General features: G+C 47.6%; 22 protein-coding genes. 5 read left to right on the top strand and 17 right to left on the bottom strand.

What is annotated here, in order from left to right; all coding sequences use genetic code 11:
• Positions 1-26 precede the first annotated feature (26 nt).
• Positions 27-830 carry a class I SAM-dependent methyltransferase gene (locus OEZ43_08695; GenBank protein MDH5545657.1) on the top strand — a complete coding sequence of 268 codons (804 nt, stop codon included), beginning with the start codon at positions 27-29 and terminating at the stop codon, positions 828-830.
• Between the two features lie 2 nt (positions 831-832).
• Here the strand turns inward: OEZ43_08695 and OEZ43_08700 are convergent, their stop codons facing one another.
• Both OEZ43_08700 and OEZ43_08705 read right to left on the bottom strand, forming a co-directional pair.
• Positions 833-1207 (bottom strand): hypothetical protein, encoded by a 375-nt coding sequence (locus OEZ43_08700; protein ID MDH5545658.1) that lies wholly within the window; start codon positions 1205-1207, stop codon positions 833-835.
• Between the two features lie 11 nt (positions 1208-1218).
• Complete coding sequence (locus OEZ43_08705; GenBank protein ID MDH5545659.1) at positions 1219-1419, bottom strand: helix-turn-helix transcriptional regulator; 201 nt, start codon at positions 1417-1419, stop codon at positions 1219-1221.
• A 172-nt stretch (positions 1420-1591) separates the two neighbouring features.
• Here OEZ43_08705 and OEZ43_08710 point away from each other — a divergent pair, with 172 nt between their 5' ends.
• Positions 1592-2377, top strand: coding sequence for a hypothetical protein (locus tag OEZ43_08710; protein MDH5545660.1), 786 nt, complete (start codon positions 1592-1594; stop codon positions 2375-2377).
• Between the two features lie 135 nt (positions 2378-2512).
• Here the strand turns inward: OEZ43_08710 and OEZ43_08715 are convergent, their stop codons facing one another.
• The 15 genes from OEZ43_08715 to OEZ43_08785 all read right to left on the bottom strand — a co-directional run bounded on the left by OEZ43_08715 (position 2513) and on the right by OEZ43_08785 (position 15393).
• Positions 2513-3661, bottom strand: coding sequence for a radical SAM protein (locus tag OEZ43_08715; protein ID MDH5545661.1), 1149 nt, complete (start codon positions 3659-3661; stop codon positions 2513-2515).
• A gap of 64 nt (positions 3662-3725) precedes the next feature.
• A complete protein-coding gene (locus OEZ43_08720) occupies positions 3726-4850 on the bottom strand; it encodes an NAD(P)/FAD-dependent oxidoreductase (GenBank protein MDH5545662.1) in 1125 nt (374 codons plus the stop codon).
• Positions 4843-5931, bottom strand: coding sequence for a lipoate--protein ligase family protein (locus tag OEZ43_08725; GenBank protein MDH5545663.1), 1089 nt, complete (start codon positions 5929-5931; stop codon positions 4843-4845). The genes OEZ43_08720 and OEZ43_08725 overlap by 8 nt, the downstream gene beginning before the upstream one ends.
• A gap of 93 nt (positions 5932-6024) precedes the next feature.
• Positions 6025-7182 (bottom strand): radical SAM protein, encoded by a 1158-nt coding sequence (locus OEZ43_08730; GenBank protein MDH5545664.1) that lies wholly within the window; start codon positions 7180-7182, stop codon positions 6025-6027.
• 91 nt (positions 7183-7273) lie between these two features.
• Positions 7274-7714 carry a glycine cleavage system protein GcvH gene (gcvH, locus tag OEZ43_08735; GenBank protein MDH5545665.1) on the bottom strand — a complete coding sequence of 147 codons (441 nt, stop codon included), beginning with the start codon at positions 7712-7714 and terminating at the stop codon, positions 7274-7276.
• A gap of 121 nt (positions 7715-7835) precedes the next feature.
• Positions 7836-8237 (bottom strand): DsrE family protein, encoded by a 402-nt coding sequence (locus OEZ43_08740; protein MDH5545666.1) that lies wholly within the window; start codon positions 8235-8237, stop codon positions 7836-7838.
• A gap of 2 nt (positions 8238-8239) precedes the next feature.
• Positions 8240-8680 (bottom strand): glycine cleavage system protein H, encoded by a 441-nt coding sequence (locus OEZ43_08745; protein ID MDH5545667.1) that lies wholly within the window; start codon positions 8678-8680, stop codon positions 8240-8242.
• Positions 8681-8759: 79 nt separating this feature from the next.
• Positions 8760-9671: a CoB--CoM heterodisulfide reductase iron-sulfur subunit B family protein gene (locus tag OEZ43_08750; protein MDH5545668.1), complete on the bottom strand. Its 912-nt coding sequence runs from the start codon at positions 9669-9671 to the stop codon at positions 8760-8762.
• Complete coding sequence (locus OEZ43_08755) at positions 9664-10380, bottom strand: 4Fe-4S dicluster domain-containing protein (GenBank protein MDH5545669.1); 717 nt, start codon at positions 10378-10380, stop codon at positions 9664-9666. Before OEZ43_08755 ends, OEZ43_08750 begins: the two co-directional genes overlap by 8 nt.
• A gap of 48 nt (positions 10381-10428) precedes the next feature.
• On the bottom strand, positions 10429-11274 hold the full coding sequence (locus OEZ43_08760) for a hypothetical protein (protein ID MDH5545670.1): 846 nt from the start codon (positions 11272-11274) through the stop codon (positions 10429-10431).
• A 20-nt stretch (positions 11275-11294) separates the two neighbouring features.
• A complete protein-coding gene (locus OEZ43_08765) occupies positions 11295-12323 on the bottom strand; it encodes an FAD-dependent oxidoreductase (protein MDH5545671.1) in 1029 nt (342 codons plus the stop codon).
• 5 nt (positions 12324-12328) lie between these two features.
• A complete protein-coding gene (locus tag OEZ43_08770; GenBank protein ID MDH5545672.1) occupies positions 12329-13735 on the bottom strand; it encodes a heterodisulfide reductase-related iron-sulfur binding cluster in 1407 nt (468 codons plus the stop codon).
• Positions 13736-13784: 49 nt separating this feature from the next.
• A complete protein-coding gene (locus OEZ43_08775) occupies positions 13785-14456 on the bottom strand; it encodes a 4Fe-4S dicluster domain-containing protein (protein MDH5545673.1) in 672 nt (223 codons plus the stop codon).
• Positions 14457-14608: 152 nt separating this feature from the next.
• Positions 14609-15076 (bottom strand): DsrE/DsrF/DrsH-like family protein, encoded by a 468-nt coding sequence (locus OEZ43_08780; protein ID MDH5545674.1) that lies wholly within the window; start codon positions 15074-15076, stop codon positions 14609-14611.
• 86 nt (positions 15077-15162) lie between these two features.
• Positions 15163-15393: a sulfurtransferase TusA family protein gene (locus OEZ43_08785; protein ID MDH5545675.1), complete on the bottom strand. Its 231-nt coding sequence runs from the start codon at positions 15391-15393 to the stop codon at positions 15163-15165.
• A 368-nt stretch (positions 15394-15761) separates the two neighbouring features.
• Between OEZ43_08785 and OEZ43_08790 the strand changes: the two genes are divergently transcribed.
• From OEZ43_08790 to soxX, 3 genes are all read left to right on the top strand, one after another.
• Complete coding sequence (locus OEZ43_08790) at positions 15762-16067, top strand: hypothetical protein (GenBank protein ID MDH5545676.1); 306 nt, start codon at positions 15762-15764, stop codon at positions 16065-16067.
• 103 nt (positions 16068-16170) lie between these two features.
• Positions 16171-17613 (top strand): M48 family metalloprotease, encoded by a 1443-nt coding sequence (locus tag OEZ43_08795; protein ID MDH5545677.1) that lies wholly within the window; start codon positions 16171-16173, stop codon positions 17611-17613.
• A 218-nt stretch (positions 17614-17831) separates the two neighbouring features.
• Positions 17832-18194, top strand: coding sequence for a sulfur oxidation c-type cytochrome SoxX (soxX, locus tag OEZ43_08800; GenBank protein MDH5545678.1), 363 nt, complete (start codon positions 17832-17834; stop codon positions 18192-18194).
• The last annotated feature ends 7 nt before the right edge of the window (positions 18195-18201 follow it).

Here is an 18201-nt window from a genome sequence, read left to right on the forward strand (position 1 = left end):
GGCCACAACAATAATGGAGTCTTCATATGTCCCGTGAAAATGACCACGCACTGCGCTTCTATCACGAGGTCCTGGGATTAGATCATTTGCATTATGGTCTTTGGAACGATGATGACGACCTCACGTTCGAGAATTTGAAACGCGCCCAACAGCGGTATGAAGACTTTCTGGTGGACAACATCCCGACAAATGCCAAATCCATACTGGACGTCGGTTGTGGCACATCTGCCTTGACCAAGCGCCTGCTGGATAGAGGTCTAGAGGTTGAGGGATTATCACCGGACCAGACGCAGAAAGACCTTTTCACGTCCACGCTGGAGGTGCCATTTCATCACACCCGTTTCGAAAATTTCTCGACCAACCGTACCTATGATTGCCTGATTATGAGCGAATCGGCGCAATATATTCCGTTAAAACAGCTTTTCGATAATGCGCGAACCCACCTCGCTCCTGGCGGGCATCTACTGGTATTCGACTATTTTATTAATGACCATGCCCAGGGCATCTTTGCCAAAAGCGGCCACAATTATCGAAAATTCGTAGAGAGCGCCAACAATACCGGGTTCCGAATTTTACGTGAGCTGGATTATACCCACAGCACCATCAAGACTCTCGACCTTGGTAGACAGTTTGCGGACCGCGCAAAGATCGCGCTGGAAATTCTGACGGAGAAGCCCAAACGCCGGCATCCACGCATTTATAGCCTGGTTAATTGGGCATTTCGCAAAAAGATTAAACATCTTCAGGAGCAGATGCAGTTGCTGGACTCAGAAAGGTTTAGAAACCAGAAAAAATATGTATTTTTTGAATTTCAATGTTTGTCGGGGTGAATTTACGTTCTTTTAAATACAAATTTCAGAACCGTATAAATTCCGATACTTGCCATCAGTATCCCACTCAATGCCGACGTTGGTGCGTGATTCTGCTGGATATACACATCCTGGTACAGAATAATTGAGGCCAGCGAGATACACAAAAAGGCCCACGATATCCGTGCCGCTCGATAGTGTACGAGAATTTCCCGCTCATCAAACTTTGGCCTACCTTCATTATCAAGCCGATTACGCCGTGGATACCATGCAAGCGCGATAACCAGTGGCAACAATCCCACGGCCAATCCAGCAAGCAAGGACTTGCTAACTAAGCTAACTATTGCCACTAGACACAGTGCAATCACAATATTTCTGACAAGGTAAGATTTATTCATCCGATTACTCCCTAAACCACCAAGAAAAAGACTTCTTCCACGTGCAAGCCCAGCGACTCACCAATGCGTAAGGCTAGTTTTACTGAGGGCTCATAATTTCCTTTCTCAATCGCGATGATAGTTTGCCGGCTCACATCCACCTGCTCAGCGAGGTCCTGTTGGGTTAAACCCTTGTTCTTACGCACTTCCTTGAGTCTGTTTTCGAGTTTCATCCCAAACCTTAATGTAAAGCATGCTTTACATTATAGTTGGCAATACAGATATGTCAAGCATCCTTTACATTCTTCCACTATGACTCTGTGGATTTGAAAATAAAGAATACCGATCTGATACCGATAATTTTTGGGTAACTTTTCACACCCCAATACAAGGAGCTCACTGGAAATGAACAACATCGCAAAAGGACTGGTTACCCTCGTTGCCTGTTCGAGTATTTTTCTTGCCTGTAAACACGACGCCGGTACAGGTAGTTCCTCATCACTCAAGATGATGCTGAGTGACAGTGCGGCTAGTGCCAAGTTACAGCCGCGCACTTCGCACACTATCGAATTCAGTGATGGAGCCACTACTTTCACCATTACCGAAGCACGTATGAATATCCGCGACATCCGATTCAATACCAGTACGACAGCTGGAAACGCCGAAGACTACACTGTTCCCGGCGGCCCATATGTCATGAATCTAATCGACGGAACTGCTTTACCGCAAAATATTTCGTTTGACGCGCCAACTGGCAACTATAAACGCGTCGATATACGCCTCGACGAATCAAATATTGAAGATGGCGTGGTTACGACGGGCGACGCATTACTGGGCAATGCCCTGGTGGTAAAGGGAACCCACAACTACAACGGTGTCACCGATGGCACCTTCACGCTGACGGTAAAAGTATCAGAAGACATTCGCTTTGAGCCCACGAACGGTATTGTTGTTGATACCGATGCTGGCGCGAATGTGACGCTGACATTTAATGTTACAGACTGGTTGGAAGATCCGGATGCAGCTAACGCTGGCACCAAGATTGATCTGACAGGTTGTATTGCCTCAGCAGGTTTGATGGATAGCAAAAATCACATTACCCTGGATGAAGGGACGCAGTGTGAAAGCGTGTCTGCATCGATCGGAAATATCATCAAAGACAATATGAAGAACCGCTACGACTTTAACTAAACTGATTTAATTAAAGTCTAAAGGCTAGTAATTTTCGAAGTTGTCGAGCGCCCCAACAAACCTACTCGCTCGATAAACGCGAAGCATACAGCCGAACAAATTAATAAGGGCCTTTGAGAGGCCCTTTTTTTTCAACTAATCATCGAGATCTTCGTGAAAGGTTCCGATTTGCTCTCCCGCCATTTGTCGCCGAACGACATCGACATCTTTGTCATTTAGCGCGAAAGGAAAAGAATAGATATTGGTAGGTGAGGAATCACCGTAGGGTCGATTACAGGCCGACACTTCGTCGTCCTTACCTGGACAACCCGAGGTCTGAAAAGGTACGCCGGTACTGATTAGCTCTTCCAGCTCGGATCTTTCGATTCCGTAGTCGACGACCTGACCGGCGCTATTAAACGTCATATTACGCACATTGCCGCCGCGATAATCGATAATAAAACGCGCCAGTTGTACACGTCGCCACTGATCGGGAGAGACCGCTTCCCAGTCTTCCATCATCGAACCTTGCTCGGGGAAAAAGGCAAACATGTGATTATGCCCGCCCATATCGCGTATGCGTTGGCAGATATCAAGAATCTCTTGTTCGGTTTCGCCCATACCACAGATTAAATGTGCACCGAATTTTTCGGGACCAAATATCTCCGCGGCCCACTCAATTGCCTGCCAATAACGCTCCCAGGTATGGGGACTGTCTACGGTTTTGCCTCGGGTACGTTCAAATATCTCTGGCGTGACTGCATCAAGGGCAACGGTAAAAATATCCGCACCGACCTCTTTCATTTCGCGAATATATTCATACGACATGGTAGTGGGATTGGACAATATCGATACCGGAATATGCGGCACTTCTTTGACCCACTTTTTCAACATTTCCATCGAGTCATCATCGGAGTTCGGATGGGTGATCATGGAAATACACATACGTTCAAACGCGGCCTTGTCCTGGCCGGCTTTTACTCTTTCGATGACTTCATCATATTTCGCGGTCGGCCAATCAACGCGTATGAAATTTCTATCCGCGTAGTCTCGCGATTCCTCACGATGTCGCGCCAGACCACAGTAAGAACAATTGGCACGACAACCCTCAGGATAGGTAACTAACAAATTAAGACAATGAGTACACGAGGTTCGGTGCATATTACCCGGCACCAGGCCCAGGGTTATGGCTGCCGCTGTAGACATTTGCACATATTCTGGCGAGCGCATGTTCGGAGTTTTTACAAAATAATCTGGTTTGTAAAAATTCAGTGGTGCTGTAACGTTTTCCGCCGTCGTACTCATTCGATACCCTCACTCAACACTGTTGCTCTGTTTGGCGTTCTGTTTAAACGATTTACCCGTATGTCTATAAAACTGCCGCCAGTTCCTGATGCTGTTCTTCAAAATACTCGTCGAAGGCGATCCATCCACGACGCATGATTTCATCATCATTGGCCCGATCGCCGCGCCAGAAATGTTTCAACCATAGTCGACGCTCTACCGCTCGGCCTATTGTCGTACCGTATTGTTCAAACACCTCGTCGACATACTCACCTAACGCTTCGGTATCACCATTAATGGTGTCGGCGATGGCACTACCTGCCCACTCGCCGGATTGCACTGCCGATGCAATACCTGCCCCGGTGATCGGGTGAGTTAAACCTGCCGCATCTCCTACGAAAACCACATCTTGTTCCACCAGGGTTTTGCGTATGCCGCCAACAGGAATGGCACCGCCTGTGCGCGATAATATGGTTTCACCTAGCACCCCTTCAAGCACTAGTTGGCGATGCAAATCATCCAAGGGAATTTTCAAATCCGGTTGGAAAAGTTTGTCTGCACCCATTCCGATATTGGCCACATCGCCCTTGGGAAACAACCAGGCATAGCCGCCCGGAAAATTATCGGATAACCAGATATCGGTGTCGAAGTATGGCTTTAACAAGGGCACGGTATACTGGCGCGTATTCACCGTGTCCAATGCATCGAGACCAAGAAAACGCGCAACAATCGAATGCGGTCCGTCGGCGGCAACCAGATAGCGATAATGTACATCGGCCATGTGATCGCGAAACAATATCGTTGCGGAATGTCCAACGGGATCAATATCGGTTAAGCGTGTGTCGTCATATAACGTTGCACCTGCCTGCCGAGCCTTGGCCGCGAGCGCGCGATCAAACTGGGCGCGATCAATCATAATCCCAGGAAAGGGAGACTCTTCTACCGCGCCTGAGGGCAGGTATGTCTTCATACCTTCAACGGTTTGTACGCGCACCGGCGACGATGCTGCATAAGCGCCTAAGGGCATGGGAATAAACTCTGCGCATTGTACGGGCTCACCCAGGTGGCGTTTTTTGTCGATTCCAATAACCGATAAGCCCGCCTTGGCTACTGCCCAGGCCGCACTACTCCCTGCCGGTCCCAAGCCAACCACTAATACATCAACGGCTATATGCCGACGATCCAGGCGAACACCAAATGTCTCAGCCAACAGATTCTTCCAAGGTTTCCAGCTGCAATGCTGACTCGATCGCTGCAATAAAATCTGCGCGCGACAACATCAACATTTCAACCGGGTAATTATCAAAAAAGCGATTCACATTCACACGCAAATCCGCGACGGGCGTGTCTTTCAATGCCGCTTCCAAATCTATGATCATGCGACGTGGATTTACAAAAAAATCACCCGTAATCCACAACTGTTTGATGTGGTTGCGTTCCGTGTCTAACCCGACGGTGACGCGCATCAAGCCGCCTGCGGTTTTACTGATTCCGTCCATATTGACCGAAGCCGATGCAGGTTTTTGATTCAGATAAACCCATTCCGACGTATCGATATCAGTCAGGTTTTCGGCGAAACGTCTCTTTTCAACTTCACTCAATTCGTCCGCTACAAAGAATTCCAGGTCGAGTTCTTTAGCAAAGGCCTTCATCATTTCGCTCTTAACTTTATCCAGAGCCGGCGCTTCACCAAGCAAATCTTTGAGATTGGCAACCCGCTCGCGTGCGGATTCAATCATTTTGTCATTGAGTTTTTCTGCAGGGATTTTCAAAACGCGCAGCATACGCTCAACATCGAAATCTACCAGCAAGGTACCTTGGTAAAGAATCGAATTACCGTCGAATGCGCCACCAGTTCCTGAGATCTTTTTACCATCCACCTCAATATCATTGCGCGGACGAAACTCCGCATTCACACCGAGTGCGCTAATCCCCTTCGCTGCCGCTGTGCAGATTTTTTTGGCAATTTCGCCCATATCGGCGGTGCCGAGGGTTTGTTTATCGAGATACAACTCCCAGCCTATTTGTGTCTGATCGAAATAGATCGCGCCACCTCCGGTAATACGTCGCTGGATCTCGATACCGTTCTCTTTGCAATAATCTTCACGCAATTCTTGTTCGACGCTTTGATGAAAGCCTATCAGGGCGCTGGGGGGAAATTGCAGGAACCGCAGTGTATTGGGTATAAAACCTTCCTGATGCAACTCCAATAAGGTTTTATTTAAAGCCATGTTTTCGGCCGCTGAACGCAAGCCGGTATCCAGGAGTCTCCAGCGTTTTTGATCTCTCATCCCTACTCTCCTTATACTCATCTAATTTTAGTCCGCATCCGTGAACATCGGCTGGATGCAATATACAAAATCTATTCGGGTTGCGCCCAAGAGTTATCCCGAGACTATCTTTATATTTTGTAGTGCATGGCCGCGATTAAAAAAAGCAGGCCGTTTATTCGCACGCTCATGTGCAAGCACTTGCTCCAAATTGAGTTCAAGCGTATCCGCAGTTTCGTCCATGGACATAACTTCTTCGCCCACCGCGATTGAACAACATGCCGGCGTAACCTTTACCTGTCGTTCCAGACGTGCCGCCAGTTCAACAACGCCTTCGGCTGGATGCGCAATACCGCTCATTCCCGCCATAACCGCATAGCTGTCGATTTTAACCTTGGCCAGTCCTGGCGGACGTGCGCATCCCAGTAACAAGGGTGTATTTGGCAATGCCTCACGAGCATCCATAAAAAAGCGACCCACCTCGGTAGTATCAGGTGTTTTAAACGGACGCTTTTCAGGCGCATACTGTGGCATGACCACCACCAGCACGACCGCATCAGGTGTATAGCGTTGCAACATTTTTAGGGCCTGCCATTCACCGAGCAATTGTCCATAGTGCAACCCGATGACGATATGGGGAACGACTTTCATTTTGGTGTTGACCAGTGAAGCCAGCGTCGCTTCGAAATCATCAACTGTACGTTTTAAATGATAAACCTGCGTAATGGTTTCCTGAGCGCCAATCACATCCATCATCGCAGCGTCTATGCCGGATTGCTCCATGGACAAGGCGATATCATCATTCACCAGGGCGGTGTGCATGGCTATTTTAAAAAACGGAAATTCATCTTTTATGCGTCGTATTGTGGAATAGTACGAGTCGTATTCGACTTCATTACGGTGATTTGAACCGCCGGTTATCAACATACCCCGGCCACCCTGTTCAATCACGCGATTGACTACGCGCCATAATTCTTCCGGCGTTTCCGCCGCTATCATCGGCTCGAGTATTTTCGCCTTGCAGTGATCGCATTGCAGTTTGCACTTGGCTCCAGTAATCGATACCGCTGGCCAGGCACTACTGCTACTGCATGCACTGAGTTCCGAGCTGAGATAGGTTTTAAACGTCGGGGTATAGAAATTTATGCCATTTAATTTGGCCGAATCAGGTAATCCCGACCAGTGTGATTCCATATATTGAATGAGATCCGAGTCCAGTTCGATATCTTCTAAGGCTTCGACACGTTGCGCGGCGCCCATCCAGTCAAACATACCCAACCTCGTTAATCACGACTTGAAAACAGCGGAGAGATATTGCGGTCTTGTGCCACCATTTCCAGTGACACAAGACGACAACAATGCATCAATTACAACCGTCGAAACCTTCCGAATTCATCTTCGATTCGAAAGCACTTGTGGCTGCGCCACCGGTAACCAGATCGGAGGAATCGCCATCCCAATCTTCAGGTTTGATCTTTACCAGCCAACCGTCGCCATACGGGTCGCTATTGATTAAGCCGGGAGTGCTAGAAACCGCGTCATTGATTGCAACGACTTCACCCGCTACAGGAGACTTCGCCGGACCTACCCATTTGCCGGATTCGACCGTAGCACAGGATTTGTCTTTCTTGACATCCTTACCTACTTTCTTCGGGGTATAAGAAACGATTTGACCCGCAAGCGCCGCTGCATATGATGTCATGCCCACCGTGATGGTGCCGTCATCTTCCTTGCGCGCCCATACATTATTGTCCACGTTGTAACTCAGATCTTCAGGTATTTCACAGCCTCGAACTGCACCCATGATGCACTCCTCCCGGATTAATATACAAAATAAATGTGGTAAAACCCGTTTCCGCGCAGAAATGATTTCCACGCCCCTCGCTATTTTTCTTTAGCAAATTATTCGATCGTGCGTCTACTGTTCAGAAGGATAATACCTTATCGGCACTGAGTATCAAGTCCGCAAACACACCGCCGCCAACGACTTCATCTACTTCGTCGATTAAATCAATATCAGGATCGATTTCATAACCCGGTAGCGCAGGCATGCAGCAAACGATTTTAACACCGGCCTGCTTGGCGTCGCGCAAAAAATCAATTATCAGCTTGCCACCATCCATTGCGACCAGCGTATCGGCGATACCTTTACGCAAAAGATTCACACCTTCCATGGTGAAGAAGAGTTTAACCTCCGCATCCATCGCCGCTAATACTGTCGCTACAAAAAATGGCGTCGCACATCGATGCGGCGTACTTGGTCCGCTCGTCATCATAATCATGACACTTTGTTCTTCATCGCTATCAATATAATGGGAGTCAGCCATCGCTATTTTCTCTCACACTGTATATCTTCCTTCGCCACCCGTGCGCAATAACCCTGTTTCGCTTCATCACCGGTTTTAAAAACCGACAGATAATCCTGTTGACCTGACGCCGGTTTAACGCGGGCAATCCAGGCACCATAAGGATCAGAGTTCAACAAGCCGGGAGCATCCAGTACTGCGCTATTGCCCTCAAGAATTTCGCAATCAATCAGATTGGGCACGGGGCCTGCCCACTTGCCACTTTCCACAGTGGCTACAGGTTTTCCTGCGGGGCGGAGGGTGCCAGGTTTACGTACCCGAACATGCAGAATTCTTCCCGCAATAGACTGGGAGATATCGGTCATACCAACTTTGAGCGTGCCGTCAGTATCGACAGATACCCAGATCTGGTATTGATCATCATAGTAAAGTTCGGGAATAAATTCGCATCCGTTGCATTCGATCATTTAAAACGTTCCCTTTTCGACAGGCAAAACAGAGAGAACTAGAACGCTCTCTCTGCGCGCAATCCAGAGTGAGTAATTACAACACACCTTTTTGCTTCAGGAAATCGATCGAATCGCTGACATTCTCGTGTATACCCAATTTGCGTGCGGACATCCCCAGGGAAAGCCCCAGCAATTGAGTAAAATAGAGTATCTTGACGTTGGTTTTAATACCAAACACCTTCTCCGCTCGCACCTGATGCATTTCCAGGCCAGAGTGACAGGTAGGACATTCGGTTGCAATCACTTCCGCACCGGAGTCTTCTGCGGCTTGCAGGAGGTTCAAAACCAGTTGTGTAGACGTGTCTGCATCAGACAAAGTGTGCGCACCACCACAACAGGCAGTCTTGAGCGGATAATCCACGTTTTCAGCACCGGCGGCACCGAGCAAATCATCCATATAATGTGGCTTATAAGTAGACTCCGATCCTGGGCCGGCATCTTTCTCGGGAAAGATCTGGCGTGGTCGCGTATACATACAACCGTAGTAATTGGCGATTTTAATTCCGTTGAGCGATTTCTTCATGCGCTCCTTAATACCCTCAGAGCCGATTTCCTCCATCAGCCACTCGAGTAAATGCACGGTGCGCACATCGCCTTTATATACCGGGTCATTGGCCTTCTTGGCCAAGTCCTGAACCGTGTTCAATGCGTCCGGCGAGGTGGCCAGTTCATACTCAGCCTTTTTGAGATTGTGATAGCAACCGTTGCATGGCGCCATCACCGTATCGAAACCCATCTGCTCAGTGGCGATCGCCAGATTACGTGCCGACAAATAGGTCTGCAACATGGGGTGCACATTTTTTACTTCCATAGCACCGCAACAGTTATAGTCGCGCAGGTTTTCCATTTGCAGCTTTAACTCACCTACAATCGCGCGCGTAGATCTGTCGTAAGGCCCACCGGTACCTTCCAATGCACAGCCGGGATAATATGCCACCTTAGCCATGTGCAGCCTCCTTTTGTTCCTTCACATATTGCTTTAGCACTTCGCCTGTCTTACCCCAGGATTTGGTCTTGGGTGGAAACAACACATGCAAGCCGGAATGAATCAAATGCTTTAGCGGTAGATGCTTAATCATGCGCTTAACCATTTCCACAAACCAGTCCTGCATCAGCGCCTGGCCTGTCTTGGCAAAAAAGTTTTTCAATACCGCGCTGTCTTCTATGCGTCCGCGTTTTTGAATTTGATCCCAGAATTCTTCATCGAAGTGCGCGGCCGGACTCTTTTCGGTAATGCCCTGATCTTCCATCCAATGAGAGAGTGCCTTCATCACACCTTCGGGGCGTACGTCTTTAGGACAGATATGCGTACATTTGTTACAGGAAACACACTGCCAGATAATGTCTTTGTCTTTGATGATTTCGTCGGTCAGACCGAGTCGTGTCAGATAAATCCAGTAGCGTGGATTGAAGTTCACGTTTTGCGCGTACATGGTACAGGAGTTGGTACACGAACCACATTGCCAGCAGCGATGTACATTCTCTCCGCCGCCGTAGGCCTGTATGGTTTTCTCGAAATGTTCATTGTAGTCACGCAGAGTGCGTGGCGTAATCATAGTGTTCCAGTGCCCGGAAACATCCACGCCTTCGATGACCAGATTATCTTTGGTATGCAAACGTTCCGCATCAATCAAGGATTTTTCATGGATAGCCATGCATTTCTCCGTTACTTACGTTTTCCGCTGTTTACGCTGCCGGTCTCGCTAGTGAATCACGTTTTGTTTGACCCGCAGCCTGCCACTCCGTTTACCCGCTTCTATACCCAACAACTTACAAATAAAATCTATCGGTTCTATTCTTCCACCAAACTCACCCGCCATCATGCCGACACCACTCGACATCGCAATAAAATAGTCGGCGTATGCCTGAGCCAATAAGAGATCGACCATGAATGGTACATCCCGGTAATAGCCTTGCTCGGCAATTTGTTCCGCCAACCAGACCCGTGCGGCTTCAAACTGTCCCGGCTCATTACTAATGGGAACATCAGACATCCCATCATTGCTGCGAATAAATTCTCGCAAGGCACCGCTCACCGATCCGCTATCCCATACCCAGCGTGTCATTAACGGGTATTTACCTGGCGCAAAAAAATGCAGGGCTTCCGCCGCAAAATCCCAGGCGGCCCGTTTTATTTTGCGATTGTCGGTAGCAAACAAATCGGCAAATGACCCCATACGTTCGCTAACGTTTTCTCTTCCATGCATCAGGATCGACATCTGCTTTAACAACGCTTCATGAGAAACGGCGTCTGTTCCAGTTGGCAATTTTCTACGCGCGGGAAACACCGCGTCCAACAAAATCGCAAATCCCTCAGCATCAAGTTCCGGCAATTCACTTGCGGACAAGGCATCTTGAAACAAGTGGTGCTTGGTATTCAGCGCTTCAATATATTGTTCCAGTCCACCACGTTCTTCCGCCGCTTCGATCAGTTGATTTAATTTATGAGCGCAAATGTTCTTATCGAGCTCAACCTGTAGTGGCACAGGAGCAACACGATCGCCATTGACATCATGAAGTGCCGCAGAGTTTTTCTTGAACCACAGCATGCGCGTTTGCCTTTGGAAACCTATTTTAGATCCGCAATAGCGCGCATAGCCGCAGCCGCGCCCTGCGAAATCGAATCATCTATTGTTTCCGGACCATAAGCAGCACCTGCCGCATATACACCTTTTCGTGTCGTCCCGCAGGTGTTGGTATAATGCTCTGCGCGCTCGATATAGCCATGTTTTTCGAGACCAACCCCAAACACGTTGGAGATTTCGGGATTGTTTTCATTAGGGTCCATGCCTATCGCGTGAACAACGATATCAAACGGGATAACAATGGGACGTTTAACCAGGGTGTCTTCACCCTTAACCAGCAAACGACCATCCGCAGAACGTGTAACTTCGGCAATACGCGCCTTGACGTATTTGACTTTAAACTCTTCCTGCGAACGCCAGTAAAAACGATCCTCGTATAAACCGAAGGTGCGAATATCCATGTAGTAGATAAAGACATCGGTTTGCGGAGACATCTCTTTTATTTCCATGGCCAGATTTGCGGACACCGTACAACAAATCTTTGAACACCATTCGCGACCAATTTGACGGTCGCGCGAACCAACGCATAAAAGAATTGCCACGCGCTCAGGTACTCGTCCATCAGATGGACAGGCAATCTTGCCTGCACTCACCATTTGTTCCATTTGCGTCGTCGTCAACACATCTGGAAATGTACCGAAACCCCACTCGGGCTTATTTATCGAATCAAAGTGTGTAAACCCTGTGCCTAACACCACTGACCCTGCATTGACTGTCTTACCGTTGCTCAAGGTTGCGGTAAATTTACCCACGTCCCCGTCTAACTTAGTAACTTTACTTCCCTTGTGGACTGCGATGTTGCCATCATTTTCTACACGACTGACCATGCGACCTATTGCGTCTTTGGCCCATTCACCAGACGGTACTAGCTTGGCGTAGCCGGATAGTATTGGCGCCCCACCCAGTTTGTCTTCCATTTCAACCAGAACAGCTTTCTTGCCCGCTGCGCTTACCGCTGCCGCTGCTGACAAACCAGCCGGTCCACCACCTACTATCAGTACCGTATCAGACATTGATGTTAGCCCCCAATCGCGAGTTTTGGATCATAGAGATATTCGATTTTGCCTGCTTCAACTTCTTTCAGATAGGCTTCGAATTTAACCTTGGCGTCACCCCAGCTAATTCCCATTTTCTCCACGACTTCTTCACATGGTGAGGCGTGCCATTGCAGTTGTACAATCTTGAACGGATCGGCGCCACATGCGAGTGCGGCAAATTGCACATCGGCCATAATCGGTAAATTAAATTCCTGATTATGAGAACGACCTATCCATTGATTCTTATCCATTGTTGTAATACAGCCGGTGTCTATGCCTAACATCACGTCAGCATTTGCCTCCTGGCGTGCGACTTTGATTTTTCTATCCATCGTGAAAGAACGGGTAAATTCGCGCTCTGAAATGATGTGACGGAAACCAAATCCACAACAGTCATACCAGGTTGAGTAATCAATAACATCAGCGCCTAGCGCCTGAGCGATGGAAGTACCCGGTGCAGTACGATTACCACCGAGTACATCTGGGTCGTAAATCGCATCTTCATGTACCATCTTGTAGTAGTGACACGCCGCGTGCACGGTTGTACGAATATTGGAAACATCGATGGTCTGTAATTCATTGGCAATACGATTACGCATTACATGAACCCATTCCGAATAGTGAATAATCTCTTCCGGTATCACCAGCTTGCCGTCAACCAGACGACCAAGCTTACCCAGTATCTTTTTTACCTTTTCACGGAGTGCACTCGACTCGACCAGATACTTGCGAATTTCTTTATAATTTCCGAAAGAAGTACCGCAGTGGACAAGTGGATAAAAATGACCTGGTTTGTAACCCATGCGGTTACCTGAGACATAGGCCTGATGAAAGTTGCGTAAGAATACGGCAGCGAGTGATTCAACGTTGCCTATGCCTGAACCGTGATAGTTCCATGCCGTACAGGAGGTCTGATCTGTTTCGTCCAGATAATCTTTACCGGGGACAAAACCAAACTTGTTCATGAACCACATCAACGAAGTCGGATAACCGGGAATATTGCCGCACTGGCCGCAAGATTTGTGATGCCACAACTGAGTAACCGGGACTTTTTTATCCCAGCCAAAAAGCGTCTTTACGACTTCAGGTTTGTGATCATCGGTTATGCGATGAACTATGATTTCGCCATCTTTTTCCAGTTCCCACATGTGTTCGCGTATATCATCCATACGCTCACCAAGATCGACGGTGCGACGGTCCACATGTTTTCGCACCCACTCTGTCGCCTTGATCGCATCTTCGCCAGAAAGATTCGATGCCTGAAAGAACGAGCCATGGCCAGCAATACCTTGGCCATCGGTGTTATGAAACCCTGGCTTCATGGTCCCAGGACCGGCGCCATCGGGGCCAGTATTGTGATTACCAGGTTTGTTGGTGTCGTTGCTCATGGCAAAACCTCCACGTTATAAAACGTTTAGTACGAAAAGAAACGACGACTCAATCGTCGTCTTCTTCCTGTTCTTCAAGCCATTCTTCGTATTCTTCGCGTTTTTCATCGATGAAATCTTCGATGACATCGAAGAGGTTCTCATCCATTAACTCCAGCGCGTCCAGTACGCCTGTCATTTCCCAAATGGTATACATTTCGACAGATGTCTTGAGACTGACTTCCCAAGCGGTATCCGTCGTCTGCAGTGTTTTTACTGGAATCGCTTTGCGCAGCGTTTTGAGATTGCCTTCAACTTTTTGAATATTGGGACCCCAATCGGGAAAGTGATCGGGTTGTATCATGTCGGGGGAAAGCTGATTGCCGGTGGTAATCAATTTAAGCATGACGCGGCCAAACGGACGCAACACATCTTTTGCCGATTGCATGCCGTGTTTGATGGAGACTTCACGCATGATAGCCACCAGACCGCCGGGAGAATTCTTAAACGGACAACGTGCGGCGCAAGTCATGCATTGCGCGCATGCCCAGATTTTTTCCTGCATTGCATCGTAAATCTGATCGACGTTTTCTGTCCAAAGCAGTTGGACAATTTCTCTTGGGCTATAGTCGTAGAATTGCGCGGAAGGACAGGTGGCGGTGCAAATACCGCAGTTTAAGCACCCATTGAGTTCGTGATCATAGCGGAAATCGCTGCGGATATCGTCGAATATCTGCTGCATTTGTGCGTAGGTAGCCATGCCTTAGATTGCTCCTTCCGTTCAGTTAATACCGAAAACAAACCATCCCAACTCATCCACTATATGATTATATTCTGATAATAACACCGATAAAAAAGGGCGATTTATCATCACCCTTTCTTCTACGGCCGAAACTACATATAAAGGTTGACGTCAGATTCGCCGGCAAACTCAAAAAAAGTTGCTGCGCCGCCATATTCAATCCCATCAATCAAATCGCTATGTTTGAAATCAAACAAATCGACTGTCATTTGACAGGCAATAATCTTTACGTCTGCTTCTATGCAAAGATCGCGCAGTTCGAGCACATCTGCGACACCCTTTTTCTTCATCTTTGCCTTCATCATGGAAGTCATCATGGCTTGCATGCCCGGCAAAGCCTGCATCATTACTGGGACTGGCATAGGCATAGGCATCGCAGGATTTCCCAGCGATGTCACTTTCAGATCCAGCTTCTTCTTTAACAATTGCAGCCCATAAAAAGTGAAGAATATCTGCACTTCATAACCCAGCGCGGCCGCCGTTGACCCGAGAATGAATGGGGGATATGCCCAATCAAGCGAGCCTTTGGTTGCGATAATCGCGAGTTTTTTTTCGTCCATACACGGTACCCCTTTGATAGCCTCGTACTATTGGCGTTGGGCCACCGCTTCCGTGTGGTAAAACCAAACTGAAAGCCGCTGCGTCCTTAGCTCTTTTTGATCAGAAAGTAAAACTTGCCACCTTCTTCACGTGACTCCATCAACTCATTACCGGTTTGCTTTGCAAACGCCTCAAAATCTTTTACCGCACCCGGATCGGTGGCAATAACGTGTAATACCTGCCCTGCAGATAACGTCGCCAGCGATTTCTTGGCACGCAAGATAGGTAGTGGACAATTCAAACCCGATGCATCCAGTTCCTGATCAAAATTCGCCATGCTTCAGCTCCTTACTCCAATATTTATACTTTAAAGATAGATTATAGAAAATTTGTTGAGAGTCAAAGGTAACATAACCCATAGGTCGTATGCATCACCCACTTTATATCGTTCGGGTAGAGAAAAGATTAACACACCCGTTCAGTAGCTTATGCTAAGTTCACAATAAGTTACAAAAGAAGTGATACACGATCCAAAACTCATCCCAACAGCCGTGAAGAATATCACAAAAACTTAATATTAAAATATACGAATATTTAACCTATATTCAAACCCAACTATTGAAGAGCTTGATTTTCTGCGAAATCGCTCGACACTATACAGGGCACCAACATCTATCTACCTGCCAACGCAACCAGGAGAAATTTATGAAAAAAGATGATTTTCAAGAAGATACTCGCTACGTGGTAAGCCTTAAAGACAACGCGGGTAAAGTTCGGCCTGCAAAGTTCTACTTATTGAAATGCCACAAAGACAATATGATAGTTCGCTTCACCGACGGTGACGGCGGCATACGCAAGATCGCTTACGAGAATGTAGTCAAGATTGTTGCCAAACACCCGGTCCCGGAACAAAACCGCTATCACATGCCGGCTGCGCTACTTGACGAGAAACACTGGAAAGAACGCGAAGAGCTAATTCACTATTCATCCATGTCTCACGCTGGAAAATAATCGACAAATTACTGGAAACCAACATTTGGCCGACACTAAAGGAATCATGCTAAGGTAGCGAATATAGTATCTCCTGATCGTAGATAGGAAACGGACGTACCCTTTGAAGCACTGGTATTTGATTTTCCGAATTTTGCTATTGTCCCTGCCGTCCGCACTAGTGTCTGCAAACGATATTAATTTGCCGACGATTGGCACCGAAGCCAACACACGTCTATCGGTAGAAGAAGAAGAGCAGCTTGGCGCGGCCTTCATGCGTAGTATTCGCCTACATTTGCCGGTTTCCAGTGACCCTGAAGTTATCGACTATATATGGAATCTTGGCTTTCAACTGGTTTCCAGCAGTAATTTCAACACCCGTCCCTTTTATTTTTTCGTCGTCAATGAATCCATCATCAACGCTTTTGCAGGTCCTGGCGGCTATATTGGTGTCAATGCAGGACTAATATTGGCGTCACGGGATGAACACGAACTGGCTGGCGTCATTGCACACGAAATCGCGCACATCGCGCAACGCCACCTCGATCGTGCGTTTAGTGCCGCGGAGAAACTCACGCTACCAACAGCCGCCGCCATTGTTGCGGCCATATTACTGGGCGGGAAAGATATTAATCTTGCAGAGGCCGCTCTTGCCGCCACGCTCGCCGCCAACATACAGACACAACTCAATTTTACGCGCAAACATGAACTGGAGGCCGACCATATTGGCATGCAGATTCTTGTCGCGTCAGAATTTGATCCACATGCGATGCCGCGTTTCTTTGAGCGTCTCCAACAGCAAGATCGGCTATATGATGATCAACTACCCGAATTTCTACGCACTCACCCAGTGACAACGAATCGCATTGCTGAATCGAAAGATCGAGCAAGTAAGTATTTACTTAAGCCCAAAAGCTCGGATATCCAATATCAGCTGATAAGAGAAAAGTTACGTGTCGCCAATAGCACCAATCCTGGCAAACTGGTGAAATTTTATTCTGCCAATAAAGAGGCTGGAATTGCAGAACACCGTTTTGCTCACGATTATGGCTACGCCCTCGCACTACATGCCGATGGTCAGTTTAAAAAGGCGCGCAACATCCTCAATCAACTCATCAAGAATGACAAGGAGCGCATTAGCTACCGCGTATTGCTTGCCCAAATCGAGTTTGCCGATGGCAACCAGGCCTTGAGTGAAAAGATTTTCCACGACGCATGGCAGCTCTATCCTCGAAATCGCACCGTCACGCAATATTATGTAGAGATGCTACTCGCCTCCAACCAGGCAGCGAAAGCAATCAATCTCCTTAAAACCCAGCTCGATCAACGCCCATCACCGGTTGTATTCGAGCTTTTAGCTAAAGCTGAAGGTGAAAATGATAGACCTGGCGCCGCCTTGGCGATGCTTGCTGAATATTATTTTATGTTTGGTCAGATTCATACTGCCATTGAACAATTGAGTCTTGCCCTACGCCAGAAAGATGTTTCCGCGTCTGAAGCCAACAGAATCGAGCAACGTATCGCCGAACTGAAGCGCATTGCAATTATCGAAAAAGAATTTCGGTAATTCACCGAATGCTTATTTTTCTCTCCACTTTCTTTATGGGCCAATAAGCTAAAATCACTTGAGAATTATAATTAAAAGAGTTAGTGTGCCCTGATAACACGTTGGTACTAGAGTCTTTTAGTCAAACTAGGTTGCAGTAATTCCAAATTTTTCTGAATGCAAATCTGCTACCAAAGAAAACTAATCTCTGGTTTTTATATGATCGAGGAGGGTGATGCATGAAATCCAAGGGAACGCTCGTTTCAGCGATCAGCGCCGTTGCTATCGTTATCGGTAGCTTGGGGGCACAATCGGCTGTTGCGGATGTGGTTGAAGAAGGTCGCGAGATCGCTTTTGACCGTAAGAAGGGGAACTGTCTGGCGTGTCACGCCATTGATGCAAAGGGCGCCAGCCTGCCAGGCAATATCGGCCCGCCATTGAAAAACATCAAAGATAGATTTGCCAGCAAGGAAAAATTACGTGCGCAGATTTATGACGCCACGGTAAACAATCCAAACACCATCATGCCACCTTTTGGCAGACACAACATTCTGTCAGGCGGTGAGCTGGATAAAGTTGTTGAATTCATCTATTCGCTCTAAGTTTTTT

Source organism: Gammaproteobacteria bacterium, from assembly GCA_029881255.1.
GTDB lineage: Bacteria > Pseudomonadota > Gammaproteobacteria > S012-40 > S012-40 > JAOUMY01.